Source organism: Enterobacter dykesii (genome assembly GCF_008364625.2).
Classification (GTDB): domain Bacteria; phylum Pseudomonadota; class Gammaproteobacteria; order Enterobacterales; family Enterobacteriaceae; genus Enterobacter; species Enterobacter dykesii.
On sequence record NZ_CP126604.1, the window covers coordinates 3,480,796 to 3,498,357 of the forward strand.

At 48.4% G+C, this 17,562-nt stretch carries 18 protein-coding genes and 1 pseudogene; 8 read left to right on the plus strand and 11 right to left on the minus strand.

Going from position 1 to position 17,562, the window contains the following annotated elements:
* Positions 1-48: 48 nt before the first annotated feature.
* The 3 genes from F0320_RS16525 to F0320_RS16535 all read right to left on the minus strand — a co-directional run bounded on the left by F0320_RS16525 (position 49) and on the right by F0320_RS16535 (position 4,319).
* A complete protein-coding gene (locus F0320_RS16525) occupies positions 49-1,113 on the minus strand; it encodes a DUF5677 domain-containing protein (protein ID WP_126329479.1) in 1,065 nt (354 codons plus the stop codon).
* Positions 1,114-1,174: 61 nt separating this feature from the next.
* Positions 1,175-2,593, minus strand: coding sequence for a UvrD-helicase domain-containing protein (locus tag F0320_RS16530; RefSeq protein ID WP_126329481.1), 1,419 nt, complete (start codon positions 2,591-2,593; stop codon positions 1,175-1,177).
* Positions 2,583-4,319, minus strand: a complete 1,737-nt coding sequence (locus F0320_RS16535) for an ATP-dependent nuclease (protein WP_126329483.1) — start codon at positions 4,317-4,319, stop codon at positions 2,583-2,585. The genes F0320_RS16530 and F0320_RS16535 overlap by 11 nt, the downstream gene beginning before the upstream one ends.
* A 361-nt stretch (positions 4,320-4,680) precedes the next feature.
* On the opposite strand from F0320_RS16535, the gene F0320_RS16540 reads away from it, so the two are divergent.
* From F0320_RS16540 to F0320_RS16555, 4 genes are all read left to right on the plus strand, one after another.
* The gene (locus F0320_RS16540; protein ID WP_126329485.1) at positions 4,681-6,153 is read left to right on the plus strand and encodes a phosphoribosyltransferase-like protein; all 1,473 of its coding nucleotides are present in this window, start codon (positions 4,681-4,683) and stop codon (positions 6,151-6,153) included.
* A 491-nt stretch (positions 6,154-6,644) separates the two neighbouring features.
* A complete protein-coding gene (locus F0320_RS16545; RefSeq protein WP_149323912.1) occupies positions 6,645-7,496 on the plus strand; it encodes a GTPase family protein in 852 nt (283 codons plus the stop codon).
* A complete protein-coding gene (locus F0320_RS16550) occupies positions 7,474-7,683 on the plus strand; it encodes a DUF5983 family protein (protein WP_064323816.1) in 210 nt (69 codons plus the stop codon). The genes F0320_RS16545 and F0320_RS16550 overlap by 23 nt, the downstream gene beginning before the upstream one ends.
* Before the next feature lie 326 nt (positions 7,684-8,009).
* Positions 8,010-9,197, plus strand: coding sequence for an integrase domain-containing protein (locus F0320_RS16555; protein WP_126329500.1), 1,188 nt, complete (start codon positions 8,010-8,012; stop codon positions 9,195-9,197).
* Between the two features lie 36 nt (positions 9,198-9,233).
* On the opposite strand, the gene F0320_RS16560 is transcribed toward F0320_RS16555, so the two are convergent.
* The 5 genes and pseudogenes from F0320_RS16560 to F0320_RS16580 form a co-directional block, all read right to left on the minus strand.
* The gene (locus F0320_RS16560; RefSeq protein ID WP_149323911.1) at positions 9,234-10,874 is read right to left on the minus strand and encodes an AIPR family protein; all 1,641 of its coding nucleotides are present in this window, start codon (positions 10,872-10,874) and stop codon (positions 9,234-9,236) included.
* 32 nt (positions 10,875-10,906) lie between these two features.
* Positions 10,907-11,236, minus strand: a complete 330-nt coding sequence (locus F0320_RS16565; protein WP_149323910.1) for a hypothetical protein — start codon at positions 11,234-11,236, stop codon at positions 10,907-10,909.
* Positions 11,237-11,563: 327 nt separating this feature from the next.
* Positions 11,564-11,972: pseudogene (locus F0320_RS16570) on the minus strand (phage polarity suppression protein); the annotation flags it as partial.
* 117 nt (positions 11,973-12,089) lie between these two features.
* Complete coding sequence (locus tag F0320_RS16575; protein WP_045357486.1) at positions 12,090-12,404, minus strand: DUF1493 family protein; 315 nt, start codon at positions 12,402-12,404, stop codon at positions 12,090-12,092.
* Positions 12,404-12,850, minus strand: coding sequence for an STM2901 family protein (locus tag F0320_RS16580; protein WP_045357489.1), 447 nt, complete (start codon positions 12,848-12,850; stop codon positions 12,404-12,406). The genes F0320_RS16575 and F0320_RS16580 overlap by 1 nt, the downstream gene beginning before the upstream one ends.
* 30 nt (positions 12,851-12,880) lie before the next feature.
* Between F0320_RS16580 and F0320_RS16585 the strand changes: the two genes are divergently transcribed.
* The 4 genes from F0320_RS16585 to F0320_RS16600 all read left to right on the plus strand — a co-directional run bounded on the left by F0320_RS16585 (position 12,881) and on the right by F0320_RS16600 (position 15,138).
* A complete protein-coding gene (locus F0320_RS16585; protein WP_045357491.1) occupies positions 12,881-13,150 on the plus strand; it encodes a hypothetical protein in 270 nt (89 codons plus the stop codon).
* A 2-nt stretch (positions 13,151-13,152) separates the two neighbouring features.
* A complete protein-coding gene (locus tag F0320_RS16590; RefSeq protein ID WP_126329502.1) occupies positions 13,153-13,620 on the plus strand; it encodes a hypothetical protein in 468 nt (155 codons plus the stop codon).
* Between the two features lie 495 nt (positions 13,621-14,115).
* Positions 14,116-14,472, plus strand: coding sequence for a hypothetical protein (locus F0320_RS16595; RefSeq protein WP_023333137.1), 357 nt, complete (start codon positions 14,116-14,118; stop codon positions 14,470-14,472).
* Between the two features lie 105 nt (positions 14,473-14,577).
* Complete coding sequence (locus tag F0320_RS16600) at positions 14,578-15,138, plus strand: YceI family protein (RefSeq protein WP_126329504.1); 561 nt, start codon at positions 14,578-14,580, stop codon at positions 15,136-15,138.
* Here F0320_RS16600 and F0320_RS16605 read toward each other — a convergent pair.
* From F0320_RS16605 to F0320_RS16615, 3 genes are read right to left on the minus strand one after another with little or no spacing between them, the layout of a single operon-like run.
* A complete protein-coding gene (locus F0320_RS16605; RefSeq protein WP_047650337.1) occupies positions 15,130-15,921 on the minus strand; it encodes an anti-sigma factor family protein in 792 nt (263 codons plus the stop codon). The two genes, F0320_RS16600 and F0320_RS16605, sit on opposite strands and share 9 nt — an antisense overlap.
* A complete protein-coding gene (locus F0320_RS16610; protein WP_126329506.1) occupies positions 15,918-16,448 on the minus strand; it encodes a sigma-70 family RNA polymerase sigma factor in 531 nt (176 codons plus the stop codon). The genes F0320_RS16605 and F0320_RS16610 overlap by 4 nt, the downstream gene beginning before the upstream one ends.
* Before the next feature lie 7 nt (positions 16,449-16,455).
* The gene (locus F0320_RS16615) at positions 16,456-16,983 is read right to left on the minus strand and encodes a tetratricopeptide repeat protein (RefSeq protein ID WP_126329508.1); all 528 of its coding nucleotides are present in this window, start codon (positions 16,981-16,983) and stop codon (positions 16,456-16,458) included.
* Positions 16,984-17,562: the final 579 nt, after the last annotated feature.

Here is a 17,562-nt window from a genome sequence, read left to right on the forward strand (position 1 = left end):
TGTGAATAAGATTAAAATACAACCCGCGTCATCTTCGTTTCCCTGATTTTATTCAAAACTATCAGCTTTACCTTTCTTCATCAGGGCATCGGATGCGGCGACAACTTCTTCTTTCAACTTCTCATGCCACAACCAGAGCACGGAGCTATATAGCAGACGTTGATCGTCAGGTGAAACTGAAATTATCGCCTGAGTGGCCTGTATTAAAGACAAGCTGGTGCACTGAATCGGCTCTAACAGCCCTTCATTAGATGGTCCGCATAGCAAGAGATCTTTATTTGAAAGCGATGTACCGAGCTTGAAACCAATGCTGTCAATTCCTGCATGAATATATTGGTTGGAAAAGCCGTAGTGCGGCCGTAAAAAGTCCAGCTCGACAAATTCCTCAATATCACTAAAGCGAACCTTAGTTCTGGCACTGGGTTCTTTTCCTAAAGCTTTTGCGGCCCAACCTAATTCATTGCCGAAACCCGCTTCATACTTACCAACGATGTCATTTCTCTCGAGATCAAACCGACTTAAATCTTGTGGGGAGAAAGAACTAAAACCCAACTCTTCACTATATTTATTATAGCGATTAGCAGCTTTTCGCCTCTGTATGCTCTGAAAATCCGTGAATCTTTTCGCCAGGTCTTCGTCGCCTTCTGCGATAAATATCAATATGGCCGTGGTTTCATGGAGCGTTCTCCAACGGGCCATTGCACCGTCTGCAAAGCCACCCTTTAGAAGATGAGATATCTCGCAGGAAACCTGGACAGCACGTGCGTGCAGTCGGGTGGTTATGTTCAGTTTTGCGGACCTTTCTCCAGAACCGGTGCGATACTCACTGTTTACCTCATTACCGATTTCAGTACAGCCATAAATTAATGCATCCAGCCGCTTTAAAGGGAACTCCCATGTTGTAAATAGTCTTCCTCTAAATGCATCTAAATCTTCGTAATGGTCCTTTAATACCTCCCCTTTAGCCTCATCCAAATACTCGAACATTTTCAACGCAACCAAATGCTCTATGTCTTCAGAATGAGTATCTAACCACTCAGCAATCTCTGCGGGAGACATATTGCCGCTACCAGCCACATCCTGTATCTGAGAAAGTACTTTTTTGTTTAACAAGTTCAGTTCCTTAGAGAGGGTCAGCACTCCGTCGACGTAGTAAGGGGGCTTTACGTCGACACTAGCGGGGCATCAACACGGGAGTAAACGAGCAGACAACCAGCTTCTTCGATCCGCGAGTGAAGGCTACGTAGAGATGTCGGGCATCCATCTCCTCAGGGGCGGTTATAACGGCCACTTCCGCCTCTAGTCCCTTCAGCAACAGAGTACTACCAATGGCACGTTGCGCAAGGGGGCGACTCTCGTGTCGGTTTCTTTCGCGCTCGCGCACCGTGGCCTCGGCAAAGCTGCAACTCCCCTCCGCAGCTGTTTGCATCGCGCGCAGACAGCAATACAACACATCCGGACGATAGACTCGGGCATTGTTTTGCCTGGTCAATGCGCGTAGTGCCTCGATGGCCAAGGGAAAACTTGGGGCATTAGTGAACGCGAGCAGTGCGGCTTCTGCCTCAGTCGCTGGATTGTGTGCAGTCCCCCTGCGTAAGCTCTCCAGTCGGCGTTGCAAGACAGCTACTCCGACCTGCGTCATAACCTCCGCGGCAAACTCCACTAAACAAATCAGTGCGTCGGCAGACTGCAGGTTGAATGTCGTTCCAAACAACGTGAGGTCGGCGAGGTCGACAGGCTCTACTGCAGTAGCTCCCGGTGTCTGACTGGCCATTTGCCGGCGGCCACGAGGGTTACGACTATCGCCTATCACCAGAACGTCTCCTTCCCGCGTAACAGCCTGTGTTAACGCAGCGGTGAGCCGCTGCTGAATGGCAGTAGCCGGTTGCAACTCGACCCAGACAACTTCCGGCGGGGTTTGGCGTAAATCAATGCCACCTCCTGCCAGGAGTATTCGCCGACACTCCAGAAGCCATTGGCCAAATTCGGGCTTGCCTGCGTTAGTCCAGCGCCAGGGCTGGTTAAGCTCGCCGATAGCAGGAAAATGCGGAAGCACGTGGGTATTCCAGTCCACCAGCTGATTACCGCGAAAGCCGAAGATAGCCTGCATCGGGTCGCCAAGAACACATGTGGGAAGTACCACGGAAAGTGCTGTAACCAGATCGTGTTGCACTAAATTGCAGTCCTGGTACTCATCGACAATCAGATGGGCATAGCTTGCTGCGAGGACCTCATTGAGGTGCCCACTTTGGAGTAAATGCCTAGCAGCCATGCGTATTGCTGGGTAGTCGGCTCCGGGATTCTGGAGCAGGAGGACTGCAGAGGCAACAGCACTTCGTTGCGGAAACATAGCCACTAGCCGCATGGAAAAACCATCAATTGTGGCAATGTGGTAAGCCGAAGCAGCAACTCCGGCTTTTTGCATGCGCAGACGCAGCGTTGTGACACCCGCGTTGGTATGGGTTAGGATGAGTACTGGCGTTGTTCCGGTATGCCGGGTCAGCGCATCGGCGATAAGTTGTGTCTTGCCACACCCCGCAGGGGCAGTGATCGCGCCGCGGCGAAAAGCAAATAAATCGTACTCAGACGGCATGAGCCCACCTGTAAAGCCGATCAATAAGTGCGTAAAACACAGCGTCTGTCGCTGGCATGTGCGGCCCCAGAATATCGCGTGCTATATCTTCATATTTGGTGACTGATTTAAACCAGCCGTTTCGACGATTACGTGCGGCCATCCCCAGCAACTGCCGCGTCTCAATAGGATACGGAATGCCGATCAATTCTCGCTGTTGCCGAATGTGGGCGAGTGTCAGTTGACCGTTCGACTGTGCCTGAATATGCGCAGCCACCAGCTCTTCGTCCATAAGATCGATTGCCCGTTGAAGTAGGGCATCGACGCCGATATCCGGCAGGCTCAGAAACAGCTCGTCCTCCAGAGCACGTCCGTTTCGCCAGGTGATGTACTCTCCACCTGCATCCATGTATGCCTGTACTGTCGCCGCAGTGGGCGGCTTATCCGCATCAACCATGACCAGTACCCGGTAGCCAAGCCGACGCAATGCGAGCCCACGAACAAAACACCGGTCCGGCTCCCCGCCGCCTACATTCACATATGCAGTTCCTGCGGCCAGCATTGATTGTCCGTTTATATTCGTCCAGAAATGGTCCAGGCCACGGATTAGGCCGACTTCACTGGCACCCTCGCAGACTATGACGCTACGAGCGAGAAAAGCTTCTGGATCAGCCCTAACGGTGCTTTGAATATCATCAGCGACACCTACCTGGAGAACTCGATGTGCGCCATCCGGAGACTTGCGTACCACGAAGAGCTGATTGCCGTTAAGTTCGCGGACAGCAACCGGGGAGTGGGTGGACAGGAATACCTGAAGGGGAGGAGGATTTTCCTTCGCACCAAGGGAATTCAACAATCGGGTAAGGCGATGCGGCTCCAACCCATACTCAACTTCATCGACCAGAACGATAGACGCCTGCTGCGCTGCCACACGCTGCATACCTGCGACCAGTAGACGGGATGAGCCTGTTCCCAGTGAGCGCAAGGGCACCCCTGTAGCATCGTGTAGCGCAATGGCTCCGTCTCCGATCGATACGGCGTGCGCGTCCAGCAATGCCTGGGTTCCACCACCTAAAGGAACGCCAAGTTCATTGGCTTTCTGGGTCACAATTTGCAGTGTTGCTGCCAGCTGTACACCAGCCTGATCTCCGAAACCATTCCGGGCCTGGCGTGCCGCATTGGCCAATTCAGCACCAAGATTTGGCCGCTCTGCTGTCAGGCGATTGAGCACCGAACCGCGTGTCCATGACAGGTTGGAACTAGCATAAGCCCCGAGCCGGGCTGGGGCTAACAGCAACCGATCTTTCCAGGCAATATTGCGCTCCAACCCTTGTGCCTGAGCGCGCTGTGATACCAACGACCAGACAGGCTCCAACTCGCTATCCACTGTCAAACGTAAGCAAAGAACCGTTTCCAGCCCTTGTTCAGGTTCTTCGGTGACCAACCCGTTTGCGCGGTTGAAGGCCTGTAAATAATTTCCGTACGAATCTAAGCGCATCAGTGCATCGGGCAACGAGCCAAGCGTCACTGTGATGCTGATGGGTTGGGTGACATCCAGCCCATAAAAATCAGTATCGGCGAAACTGATATTGCGGCGGGCACCAAGGCAAAAGTCAATCGCATCGATAATAGTGCTCTTGCCGCTGTCTCCAGGGCCAATCAGGCAGTTGAGGCCTGGTGAAGGTTGCCAGTTCAGTAAGCGGATAGTTCGGAAATTCTGGATCTCGACTTTGCAAATTCTGACCAAGGACCTGCTCCTTAATTATTATTTTCTCACCTGCAGCGTGATCTCAAAAGACAGCCACGAAGAGGAGATGCCGCGCCGAAATATTTTACACTCTCAACAAGCAAGGATCTAAATACCGACACCTAACCCCATGTTTATAATTGATTTTACCACACCCAAACTGGAGACATATGCGGGGAACACGTTGTCAGTCTTTTGCTCGTTAAATATACCAATATTATCCACAGTGCATTATTCATTTCACGGTTAAATGATTGTTTCTGATCAACTGTGATGTAAGCTAACTGTGGTAGCTGTGCTGGAATTTTTTCACAACCCTGCATGGTATAGTCCTCGCAGAATTCAATTTTGGAGTCAAGGAATGATCAATTCGTTGCCGTCTTCCATAGCCACTGAGATCGCACGAGTCGAGCGTGCGGTGAGTGGTTGGCCTGTGCCCATCGCCATCGACCACGTCATTCGCTGGGTACTGCAATTTGACCGAGATGATTATGGCTTGGCCATCCGCATTCTCGAAAACATTGATGTGTTGGCGCAACGAGATGTCCGAGCCGCATTTCAGGTTGCTCAGGCAAAGTTAGAACGGGCTGCTATCGAAAAAGGCACTCCGATCAAAAAAACGAACACGCTTTATGCAGGCGTCGGCCAAGCATCAAAAAGTGGTGCCGTAATGGCATACCACTACAGATTAGCATCTCAGATTTCTGAGGCTGATTTCTTCACACAGGATGAAGAAGATGACATTGATTTCAGTAAAATTGATAACATCGTTTTATTGGATGATGTCATTGGCACTGGACAGTCGGTAGCAACTGACATTGCGCATGTAATCGAGGAAATACATAGTCTATCCCGGTCACGAAACGTCTACGTGCTAACGGTCGCCGGTTATGTAGAAGGGATTTCTAGAGTGGTCGAGGAAACGGGGGCTTCAGTCATTTCAGCCCTTGAATATTCAGTAAAAGACACTGTCACCGATCTTGATAGCGCGTTTTACACGGGACTTCCCATGTCTGAACGTACCAGAACTTTGGATCGCATCAAGCGCTACTGTCGAATTGCTGCGCACTCTGACTTAGGCTACGGCAATATTGGCGGCATGCTGGTGTTTGATCACAACACACCAAATACTTCTTTGCCTGTTATTTGGGCTAGAGGCAATGGTTGGATGCCGCTTTTCGCGCGCGCTGGCCGAGTCCAAGGTACAGCAAAGGTTCTAAAGGAAGCTAAGGCTGAACGTGAGGCAGAATCGGCGCTAGAGTCTCATGTAGCGGAGCATCCGCCTAAGAAAAAGGCAATGGACCTCACTCTTTTTGTTGAAGGAAAATCCGACGAACGCTTCGTAGACGTAATGCGTGGAAGTTTTGGTCTCGTCGAACGTTTAGGAGTTTCAGATGTGAGTGCCGTAGCGTTGGGCGGGCTTGCTCAATCTGTACGCCTTTTCGAACTTCTTCGCGATTCACGTAAATACGCGGTATTCGTCCTAGACGGCGACTCACATTCAAAGCGTTTGGCGAATCGGATCGAACTAAGCAGTACTACTCAAGTCATGTACCTCGAACCGTCTTTCATCGCGATTCTTGATTTAGACAAGATTTATGCTGATGCAGAGAGATTTCCCGGTCTCCCGGAGCCAAGTCGAAATCCAAACGATGAGAAATGGTTATTTGAAGTTGAGCGAGCGGTCCTCAAAAAAGGGTCACTTACGGCATCAGGTGAGCGTTTTGCCCAAATCGTGGAGGAGTATCTGCATCCAGAAAAGTACGACACCTTCATCCAAAATTTAGCTAAGCATGTGGATCAACTTCTCTCACCAAGTGACACTTCATCCTAGGCATTGAATAAAAGACTGGACGGGTATTGTGGCTTCCAAGTGAAGCCACCAAGCCTTGTGAATTGACCACTAACTGCGGTTTTGAAAAGCAGATAACGGTCAGGAACGATCCGAGATTGAAGACTGGCGAGGATTGGTGCATGTGCTCACCGGCGTCAGTCTTAAATAGTCAAATTTTACTGCCCATCAGCAAGCTGAATATCCAAAAATCATTAAAAGGAAGTAGCTACGAACCATGGTCCTGTTCAGTAAACTAAATAATTGACTTGCAATAATCATTTAACAGCCCATAAAAGCGACTCTGATATAGCTCCATGCAATTACTGCTTTTGGCTCAGAGCAGCCTTTCAACCCGACACCCTAAAATCGTTACAACCAAAGCCACTAGTTTTGACTAATGCTCAAAATAATTTCAGACAGATATTATCTCTGTGAATCACCCCTAAGCCTTCCTGGCTCGGGGGTTTTGTTTTTCTGTCTGAGGTTGTTTAATGAAAAAATCAGAAGGTCTGCAAGCCATCGAAAAGCCGCTGGCATCGCTTCCCTATGCCATTGGCAAACATATTCTTGACCATATTCAGAAACTCACTCACTACGAACCAGTCATCGGGATCATGGGCAAAACAGGTGCGGGAAAATCATCGCTCTGTAATGCGCTTTTCCAGGGTGAAGTTACGCCCGTCAGTGATGTTGACGCCTGCACCCGTGACATACTGCGATTCCGACTGAGTAGAGGTGAACAGAGCCTGTTACTGTTAGATCTGCCCGGTGTCGGTGAGAGTGAGCAACGGGATAAAGAATATGAATCTTTATATCGACGAATCCTCCCTAGGCTGGATTTAATCCTGTGGGTAATCAAATCCGATGATCGTGCTTTCTCCGTCGATGAACGCTTCTACAAGCGAGTGATGACTGACCACCAGCAGCGGACACTTTTTATCGTTAATCAGGCTGACAAAATAGAGCCCTGCCATGAGTGGTATGTCACCGGCAATGCACCATCACCGAACCAGTCGGTTAATATAGAGGCCAAGCTGGAGTCCATTCGCCAGCTATTTTCACCATACCATCCGGTGTGCGCTGTCTCAGCGAGAACAGAATGGAATCTGCCATCAATGGTAGAAACGATGATGCGTTGCCTGCCGGATCGTGCCACCAGCCCATTGGCGGCGCAACTGCATGGGAGGTTATGCAGTGAACCGGTAAAAAAGCAGGCTCGTGAGGGCTTTGGTAATGCGGTCGGAGAAGTATTTGATTCTGCGGAAGCGGCATCATTTGTACCCTCGCCACTAAAAGCGGTTATCGGAAGGACAAAACACAGTGAAAATCGGTCTGAACCTTAACGCTGACAGCATCAATGTGCTGGCGCTGAACATGGGGAAAAGCGCGGTCGAAGTTGACGGTATCGAGCTCGCTGAGCTGATAGCTGCCGATAATGCTCAAGGGCTTACGCTGCGTATCGCGGAGGAACCCGGCGAGGTGATTGTCGAAACCAGCTCTCGCCTTCTCCTAAGTAGCCTTGTAAGATAAGGCCAAGCGGACCGATAAAATGAAAATTAGTTTTAGGCACCTTCTTAGGCACTAAAGAATAATTGAATTGAATAATTAGCATTTTAATTCAGGTGGTTAGCGGACCAATTCAGACTCCGCCAGCCCACCAAAATTCTCCATCGGTGATTACCAGAGTCATCCGATGAAGTCCTGAAAGCCCGCACGGCGCAAGCCCTGCGGGCTTTTTTGTGCCTTTTATCGCTCCAGAACATCGGCTAAATCCGGTGAGTATTGTTATACGCTTTTAGGTATACATCCTGCCGTATACCTAAAAGCGTATACCGATTCAAGAAGACGCGGCCACAGTGGCACGGACAACACGCCCCCTGACCACCACCGAAGTCCTACGCGCTAAAGCGTTAGAGAAGGATTTAACGCTGCATGATGGCGATGGGCTTTTTCTGATAGTGAAAACCAACGGGAAAAAGCTCTGGCGTTTCCGTTATCAACGTCCGGCGACAAAACAGCGGACAATAATGGGGCTGGGTGCTTTCCCCGCCCTTTCACTTGCCGACGCCCGAGGGTTAAAAGCGGATTACCTTGCCTTGTTAGCCAACGGAATTGACCCACAAATTCAGGCCGAAGTTGCAGAGGAACAGCAGCAAATCGCTCTGGACAGTATTTTTTCAACGGTCGCCGCTAACTGGTTCCAGCTCAAAAGCAAAAGCGTTACCCCGGATTACGCAAAAGACATTTGGCGTTCACTGGAAAAAGATGTATTTCCTGCCATCGGAGAGGTCCCCGTTCAGCAAATCAAAGCCCGAATACTTGTTGAAGCCCTCGAGCCAATTAAAGCACGTGGGGCTTTGGAGACTGTTCGTAGGCTGGTACAGCGTATCAACGAGATAATGATTTACGCAGTTAACATCGGTTTGATAGATGCTAACCCGGCATCAGGCATCGGTATGGCTTTTGCTAAGCCTAAAAAGCAAAACATGCCGACGCTACGGCCTGAAGAATTGCCGAAGCTGATGCGTGCTTTAGTCATGTCGAATCTGTCTGTTCCGACTCGCTGTCTTATTGAATGGCAACTCCTAACCCTCGTGCGTCCTTCGGAGGCCTCCGGCGCTCGGTGGGAGGAGATCGATCTCGATGCAAAACTCTGGACGATTCCAGCCGAACGAATGAAGGCCAAGCGTGAACACATTGTTCCTCTATCTCCTCAGGCATTAGAGATACTTGCAGTAATGACGCCAATCAGTGCTCATCGAGAACATATTTTTCCTAGCAGGAATGATCCAAAGCAATCGATGAATAGCCAGACTGCTAATGCTGCGTTAAAAAGAATCGGATATGGGGGTAAACTAGTAGCACATGGTTTGCGCTCAATAGCGAGTACTGCGATGAACGAACAAGCTTTTAATTCTGATGTTATTGAGGCAGCTCTAGCTCATTGTGATAAAAATGAACTTAGGCGAGCTTATAATAGATCTATTTATTTAGATAAACGTAAAGAACTAATGAACTGGTGGGGCAATAAAGTCCGAAGCTAAAAAACAGTGGCCGTAAAAAACGGCCACATAAATAAGTCAAACCTTTTGATTTGCACGACTTTCATCAAACCCAACAATTTTCCCTGTTAAATCATATAAAACGCCGTCTTTTTGTCTATAAACTCTCCCTGCCTGAATTAATAATTCCACAGCAATTGTGTACTGTGCAGTGCTACAATCCAAAGCTCTTATAATATCGCGATGCATACCAATCTGCCATGGTTGTGGTGGCAGTCGAGAAAACACAGTCTCTACAAACTCTTCGGTAACTTTAGTATTTCTATATGGACGTGATAGTCCAGTTATAGAATCATAAACACTACTGTATTTTTCAACACACTCTATGTTATCCAAATTAAATACCGTCTGCATATAAAGCATTAAATACAGGACGTTATTTCTACTTAATTTTTTACTGTTAACGACGACAAAATCATCAGATAATTTCGCGATTTGCTGCCAAGCATCAGGAATGTTTTTGTTGAAAAGTTTATCTATATCAATCGATAAGAGTTCTTTAAGCGTAAAGTCGAATTTCAAGAAATACAAAGAAACTGAACAGAATGCCAATATTTGACGCCATTTTTTCAGGAACCCTTCACCTCCTGAATGGCCTCTTATAGAATATAAGTATTCATCTGTTTTTTTAAGAATCAAGGCTATCTTAGGCCAAATGTTTATATCAAGACGCTCTGAGAAAATTGTATTATACGCGCCTTCGTTCCTTAAAACTCTGGTTTTCATTCTGCTCGCATTGTATGGCATTTTCAAAACCAGAGTTGTTAAACCCGAGGCTATGTATAGAGGTGTTACAATAGCATCTCGTGTAACACCTTGATTTTTATAAAAATTCCTCCTTCTATCATAAAAGAATCCGTTTCGTAAAAGAATTTCTTCTACATCTTTTTGAATTCGTTCTGTAGCATGAAGTGAATATTGCTCTACTGCAGTTTGGTTATTAGTTGCCCGAATAATCTGATCACGCACACTTTCATCATTCGAAACAATAACTTTAACCATTACCGCACGTTCATGCTGGTCAGAACCTCCATTGTCAAAATGCCTAAATATCGACTCAGATGTCTGTAGACCATTTACAATTTGTATATCCTCCATGTAAATGGATTGCCCTATCATTTGAGCAGATGTAGATAATATTGTAACCCCATTATTTAACAGCCAGAAATCAGGTGAACCCTGGTCTGAAAGTGTTAATTTAATATCTTCATTAACGGCATTCAAGCCCATAAAATCTCTTACATTTGATTCAAACAAATATCTACGCAAAGTATGATCTGTTTCATTAGTTAAAAACTTATAATAGTCACTAAGCTTAACAATTAAAATGTAACGTTCGCCTCTAGATAATGAATCCAAATATGGCAACTCCAAAGAAAAGTTAGGAGTCTGCCTATAAAGACTGATAATTTCTCTTGCACCTAAAAATGAAAAATCAACATCACAGTGGCCGAATGATTCTTCTGTGATTTTCTTTATCTGCTCAGCCCGACTATAAATAGATTCACCAACCTCTGTTGATTCACCTCTAGAGCCATAAATAAAGTGAATATTAAAACTATTCATTCTAGCAGAGACTTTTTTATAAGAAAATATTAAATCATCTCTTTTCTTTTTAACTTCATCGTTGTACTGGCCATTTAATTCTGATGTAGGCACTCTAAAATCAAATAATTCATTGACAGTAGAAATTAAACTTTCAAGACTGCTTGTTTATATGTGTCATGATGTTTACATGTCACTATATAGATTGCCAAGTCAGTACCTTTCTTTGGCCACACAAAGTCATTCACATCCTGTAATAAATGCCCATTAATTATGATATATAGCCCATCAATCCCGCCATCATGTCCACCATCTACCCATCCGCTCTCAATCTCTTCAAAAGAAAAATCATATTCTTTTAACACCTGTTCTAATACTAAATATTCAAAAACCTCGCCCTTATTTGATGACGGGTTGTTTTCCTGCATACGATCTTCAATGATTCCATCAAGTAAAACCGTGTCATTTCTTGCCATGTTTATTACCAAAATTAATAGATTTACGGTTAAAGCACATACTAACCCACTAACAAATGAGTATGTATCGGTTGCCTCAAGATTTGTGGTCTCAATCGAAGTTGCAGTATATCGAATGTTATTACCTTTGAGCGCAATGCTCTCCCCGCCCCGCCTGCCCGCTTAAGGGGGCGCTTTTAATGCAGGTGCATGACCGGCCTCAGAGCGCGCCAGTGCTGGCGCTGGCGGGGAATTCGGTGTCGTTAAAACGCATTCAAAACTATGCGCCTATGCATGCATGGCTTTTATACGTAAAAATGGCGGGATTTTCGGGGATTTTTAAGCGGACTACTGCACGGCCAGTTCTGCACGACGGCGGGTATAATTCAGGTTCTGTGCAGGTGTGAATTTTTCACGACTATACATCTACATCGCGCGAAGCCGCGTCAGGCCTGAATCCGATGGCCGCTAAAATGTCATTATCCTGCTCCGAATAATTAATTTTTTCACCGGCGACCAGCCAGAGCTGTAGCGCCTCCCTCAGATAGTCGAGTGAGTGCTGCATGGCGCAGCGCTGAACGGCGGGATGTTGCCCGGAATAATTCATCAGTCCAGGGGCAAGTGCGGCGGCCAGCTCCGCACCGTGCACCTGCATAAAATCATTTAAACGGTCGCGGATGCTGATTCGCTGTACTTTCTCATACAATCAGATATAACAGTCCGCAACCTGATGAATTTCCCACTTATTTACCTCAATCTCACGCAGCGTTTACAGTCTTCGTCCGTTGTTTCCGTCACTCACGTGTAATAAACTACCAGCATTATTATCAGCCCCAAAAGGGCTGATAATAATGCAACTAATTTTGACTTACCGTTAAAAAAGCCAGCGACCAGCATTTGCCGATTCAATAAGCATACTTACTGTCAAAGGCTCGGGCGCGTGATGATCGGTTCTAAGATAGCGGGGCAATATCGCATTTGGGAGGAATCGAATCCCCTCATTAGGGAAATATCGATTAAAGACAAAATCAGACATATTAACATTCAGGCTTTCTGAATATTCCTCCAGAAAATCAGTCATATCTTCCGGCAGTACACTTTGTTTTCCTGTGCTTACAGAAGTATCGTCAGACATTTCCCAGAAGTGTTTTTTAATGAGTTCCCTGACGAGTGCTGCTTTGTCTGTCATTACCTTTCTCCTTGCCCAACGATAAGCTGATAACGGTGGATAACGTTATGGGTGATCATGGCAAGGTCATAGGCCGTCAGTACGGCACCAACCCAAGGGAGCCATCTCCCGATGTATGCTCCTATACTGGTTGTGTATGCCCATTCGCCACGCAAGAGTTTTGCCCATGTGATGGTTCTACGACCCTGCTTAAAACGCTGTCGAATAAGCGCACGAAGTCCAAGAGAAAGCGGGCTTGTTCCCCTGGTTGCAGCGCCAGCCCCCAGCTTCCCACTGACAGGGATTACCGGCAAGCTGACTAACATGGAAGCAATTGCCATCAAATCAATCACATCACTAAACTGCTTTTTAAATTCATCCAGAATAAGCCAGTAAAGTAGCTCCTCTTTGTCGACGCTCATTCCCTCAAAGAAGTATGTTCCGTTTAACTGTTCGGTCGTATCCATAGACTTTCCCTGTTTAAGCTGACGAACTAAATGCTAATACTGGCCTTTGGTGTCGTCCAGAACATACTCCACAACATTATCCTAAATTTGGATTTAGGCGTTGCCGCTACAAGGAATGTAGGGAAAGAATGCAAACCAAGTCAACTTTGCATATCTTCAAGCTTCAATGGATACCAGAAATTGCCAGACGGCATTATCATTCAATGGGGGAAGTCGACTTCTGGCACAGTTGGCACCATTATCGGCGGCTTCGTCGGCGGCGCTCTTGCTGCATGGGAAATGGGACGTTTGTGGAATTGATTATGCAACAGGTTAATTCAATAACATTGGTTAAGGTTAGTGAAGCTACCGATGTATCCCAGGCTCAATCTGACGTTGTGCTCAATGGTAAAAGCACCGGCATTATTGTACCGGGGCAAGTGCTGGAAGCAGCGGTCCAGGTTAATGAGCAGCGTTACATCCTGTTTCTGACGGATGACATTATTTTTGAAGAATCCCTGACAATTGTCCTTATTGACGTTCATGACGGGCTTAAAGAAATTGTTCATTTGGGCAATGAGTACTCCACAGGAACTTTTGCGGATCTCCAGGTCACTGACGATAGCGTGGACTTCAGGTTTATTGGGGATTATATCTGGACACTGAAAGTATCAGATTCACCCCGCCTGCGGCTTCCTTTTGTTTCCGATCCAAAAGGTGTTAAACGGGAGTCTGGTCTGAAAAAGTACATAACGATTTCTGCAACACCAGCGTCGGAAAACGTAAGCTGAAGTCATTATTTAACAGAATGAAAAGGCTTTCTGGTGAGCTGGATAAATGCACCTGAGAATTATGCAGCCCCGGATAGCCAACCAGAATCTCCATCAGTAATAACCCTATTCACCTGATGAAATCCTGAAAGCCCGCACGGTACAACCCCTGCGGGCTTTTTAGTACCTCACCCCACCGTTCCCCATCCCTTTGACAAACATCAACACCCTCTCCCCCTTCCTGCGCAAAATTACCCACGCCACCCAGCGCTACGGATTAGCCGCCCCAACCCGGAAGCCCCCCACCATGTACAGACCCATAACCGTCATTATCTTTATTCTCCTGACCCTCGCCGCCCTCGCGGAAATAGGCGTTTTATCCTTTGGATAATCCTCAGGCGAAATATCCCTCATCAGGGCACGCTGATCTCATTACAGTTTTTTCCTAAAGCCATCCCGCTTCGCCTGTGCCATGCTAAATCACGCTCATAACCGATAACGTTAAATGAGGATATTATGAAAAAAACAATTATCGCATTATCTGCCGTTCTGCTGGCTTCCCCAGTATTTGCTGCGACCACACATGCAACTGACGATACCGTCGCGGCGGCGAACGCAAACGCCAACGAGGCGAAGCAAAAACTGCACGAAGAGCAGAACAAAGGTGAAGAGCTGAAGCTGAAACAGAAGCATGCTGCAGAAGGCAAGAGCGAGAGCCTGGGCAGCAAGGTCAGCGAAGATTCCCAGAAAGCCTGGCATAAAACCAAAGAAGGCACCGAGAAAGGGTGGGATGCCACCAAAGAAGGCGCTGAGAAAGGCTGGAACAAAACCAAAGAAGGTGCCAGCGAGCTGGAAAAGAAAGTCACTGAGTAAGTATTTATACTCACAAAAAGGTCGCGCTTGCGGCCTTTTTTATTTCTTCGAATACAATTAGCACCTCGGGCGTTTACGCAGTGCGCACTTATCGGAGAAACCACGATGTATCGCCTTTTGGCCTTTCTGACCGTTCTGCTGTTATGTCCTTCCCTGCATGCTGCCCCGAAGAGCTACATTATCGACACCAATAACACCGCCATTCGGTTGTCGTGGCATGCCTTCGGCGGCATACTCTCCTGGGCGACGTTCAGGGGCGTGATGGGCGCCGTGACGCTCAACCCGGAAAATGACGTCGACGACCATATTCACGTCACCATTCCCGTAGCGACTCTCGTAGCCTCAAACAAGCTGCTCACCTGGCAGCTGAAAAACGACATGTTTTTTGAATCCGAGCGCTACCCGACTATCGAGTTCATCAGCTCTCGTGTGGTTTCCCAGGGCGACGGGCGGTTCAGGGTGTTCGGCACGCTGACCGTACGAAACATTGCCCGCCCGTTGATCCTTGAGGCCGTCGTGAGAGACCCGCACGCGCAGGCCCTCACGCTGGATGCCACGACGGCGATCTCGCGCGCGGCCTACGGGATGGATAAGTTTGCCCTGGTCGTGGACGATCGTATTGCCATCGCTATTGCGATTAAGACGAACGACGTGCCGTCATCCTGAGATGAGCCGCTGTAGCTGCTCCGCATTTCCCCGCAGATGAGACGGCGGGTTGCGGCCAATGAGGACAAACTGGTAGCCCGCCTCCTGCCACCACGCCAGGTTCATGCCGTGCCGCTGCTCCTGGCGCAGAGAGGCCGTCGCCTTTTCATCAACAGGAGAGATACAGAGCGCCATCGGGCCGTAGTCGGCGTTGATCCAGGCAATCTGCGCGATCGAGGTGGTTTCATAGCGCAGCATTCGCACCATTTTCAGCTCTGCCCCCTGCAGGACAAGCTGCGACATATTCAGCTTCATGCCGATATCCTGCGCGGCTCGTTCCAGCCCGCGCTGCAGGACCGGCGTTGCGCTGTCCATATCCAGTAGCGTCTCGACGCTGTACAGGGACATATATTGCGCTTCGAGGTCGCGAATATGGGCGTTCTCATCCGCTGGCGAGGAAGCGGGCCTCAGCAGGTAGCCCAGCCCGGATCCGACCATCAAAAAGCTGACCGACGCGGCAATCAGCGCCCGCCTGCTGACGCCAGCCGGCGTGGAGGATTGTGGATCGGAAAGGGCCGCCAGACGCGCCTGCATTGCCTCAAGTGGCGCCTCATCCAGCAGGGGGGCAAACGCCCCGGCGAAATCCTGGGTGCTTTTCATCAGCTCGGCGGTTCGCCCGGAGAGGCGTTCATCACTTTTCAACTGTTCTTCAAATTGCTGCGCGTCGGCGCGGCACATCTCGCCATCTATCCATGCCACGATAGCGTCGTCGTTATAGGGCGGTGCAAAACGGTGCGCGTTCAAGAGCGTTTCTCCTTTACCGGAGGCAGTGCGTCAGCGAACCTGGCAAGCCGAGCTCGTGCCGTCGCCAGCCGGCTCATCACGGTACCGATCGGCACCGCCAGAGTGTCCGCCGCCTCCTGGTAGGTAAAGCCTTCGACATAAACCAAAAATACCGCGTTGCGCTGGGCTTCAGGCAGCGCGTTGACGCGCTGCATCACCTTAAGGTAATGCAGGCGCGTCTCATCCTGTTCACGGGTGTCCGGCGCCAGAAGCTCGTCGCTGGCGACAAATCCCTGCCCCTGACGCACGTGTCGTGCCCGAAGTTCAGAGATCCAGATGGAGTGCAGTATCGCGAACAGCCACCTGTCGATGCGCGTGCCCGGCGTATACTGGCTGCTCCTTTCAAGCGCACGCACGCAGGTGGACTGAACCAGCTCTTCGGCGATATCCCTGTTTCGCGACAGCACCAGCCCATAGCGCCAGAGACGCGGCAGGTGTGCGGCTAACTGTTGACGAACCTCACGGGTAGCGATGTGTTTTCCCTCCACGAGAAAATCAGGACTCCGGATGTCCGTTGATAGCGGCCTGCAGGTCACGATACTCCTCGCAGGACTGGCCACAAATACCGGCAATCACCTTCAGCTGTTCTTTCGCGAGGTCAGGACGCCCTTTTACCATCCACGCTTCACCGAGATATTCCCGGGCTTTGGCATAATCCGGTGCGATAGCCAGCGCGCGCTGGTAGTAACCAATCCCTTCGTCCGTGCGGCCAAGTTTGCGCGTGGCGAACCCGCGATAGTTCCACGCTTCAGGAGTATTGCCATTTTTCAGCGAATCAAGCAGGTTCAGCGCCGCCTGGTACTCGCCTTTCTTCGCGAGATGGTACGCATAGTTGGTTTTGTCCTGGTCGCTGAGGCTGCTGCTCTTGTCCGGCACGCATTTCTGGGTGGCGCTGTCATACACCTGTCCGGAAGGACAATCGGGCGTTTTGCTCTCGGAACTATTATTGCCCATGGCTAGCGCCAGGGGGGACAGCAGGGAAAAAATCAGCACCGGGATCAAACGAAACGAGGTCGTGTTCATACAAAGCTCCAGGGTAAGAAGGAAGTGACGTCAGTTAACGCCCGACTGACGATTTTTATTCATTCTCACCGTGAATATTTTGCTGTCGCAAAATCATGCTGACGTCGTAGCCCCAATGGCTATGAATCAGATTATTTCACCCTTGCCTTAACGTTATTATTTTCGCGTAATAGCAGAGTTTTAAGCCTACATGATAATATATTTCATTATACAAGTAACATAATATATCTTATATCAAAAACGTTAATCTAACTTAAATGCATATTAAGCGCGCTTAAACAATAACGTTAAATGTTATGTTTTAAATGTCCCCTACCAATTATCATACTGCGTTAATCATATTTAGAAGCAGCCTCAAAAGGCAAAGACAAAACAATATAAAACAGAAAGTTATGCAATATGAGCTATTAACACCCCCTATGTATTAATGCCATCTTTATTGTTTTGGCACTTATTTACGAAAGCTTAAGTTGCACAACTATCGTTTTCTGTCTATATCATTTTTATATTTTGAAAAATAATTCCTCTATTAAACACAGGGTTTTATAAGACGCAAAACACCCATAAAAACTGTTCTCT

Bases quoted from the DNA above. Each gene is read 5' to 3' on its own strand.
- F0320_RS16540 (WP_126329485.1), top strand. From the start codon at position 4,681: ATGATCAATTCGTTGCCGTCTTCCATAGCCACTGAGATCGCACGAGTC.
- F0320_RS16585 (WP_045357491.1), top strand. From the start codon at position 12,881: ATGCTAATACTGGCCTTTGGTGTCGTCCAGAACATACTCCACAACATT.
- F0320_RS16545 (WP_149323912.1), top strand. From the start codon at position 6,645: ATGAAAAAATCAGAAGGTCTGCAAGCCATCGAAAAGCCGCTGGCATCG.
- F0320_RS16530 (WP_126329481.1), bottom strand. From the start codon at position 2,593: ATGCCGTCTGAGTACGATTTATTTGCTTTTCGCCGCGGCGCGATCACT.
- F0320_RS16600 (WP_126329504.1), top strand. From the start codon at position 14,578: ATGTATCGCCTTTTGGCCTTTCTGACCGTTCTGCTGTTATGTCCTTCC.
- F0320_RS16565 (WP_149323910.1), bottom strand. From the start codon at position 11,236: ATGGCAAGAAATGACACGGTTTTACTTGATGGAATCATTGAAGATCGT.
- F0320_RS16615 (WP_126329508.1), bottom strand. From the start codon at position 16,983: ATGAACACGACCTCGTTTCGTTTGATCCCGGTGCTGATTTTTTCCCTG.
- F0320_RS16580 (WP_045357489.1), bottom strand. From the start codon at position 12,850: ATGGATACGACCGAACAGTTAAACGGAACATACTTCTTTGAGGGAATG.
- F0320_RS16595 (WP_023333137.1), top strand. From the start codon at position 14,116: ATGAAAAAAACAATTATCGCATTATCTGCCGTTCTGCTGGCTTCCCCA.
- F0320_RS16590 (WP_126329502.1), top strand. From the start codon at position 13,153: ATGCAACAGGTTAATTCAATAACATTGGTTAAGGTTAGTGAAGCTACC.
- F0320_RS16575 (WP_045357486.1), bottom strand. From the start codon at position 12,404: ATGACAGACAAAGCAGCACTCGTCAGGGAACTCATTAAAAAACACTTC.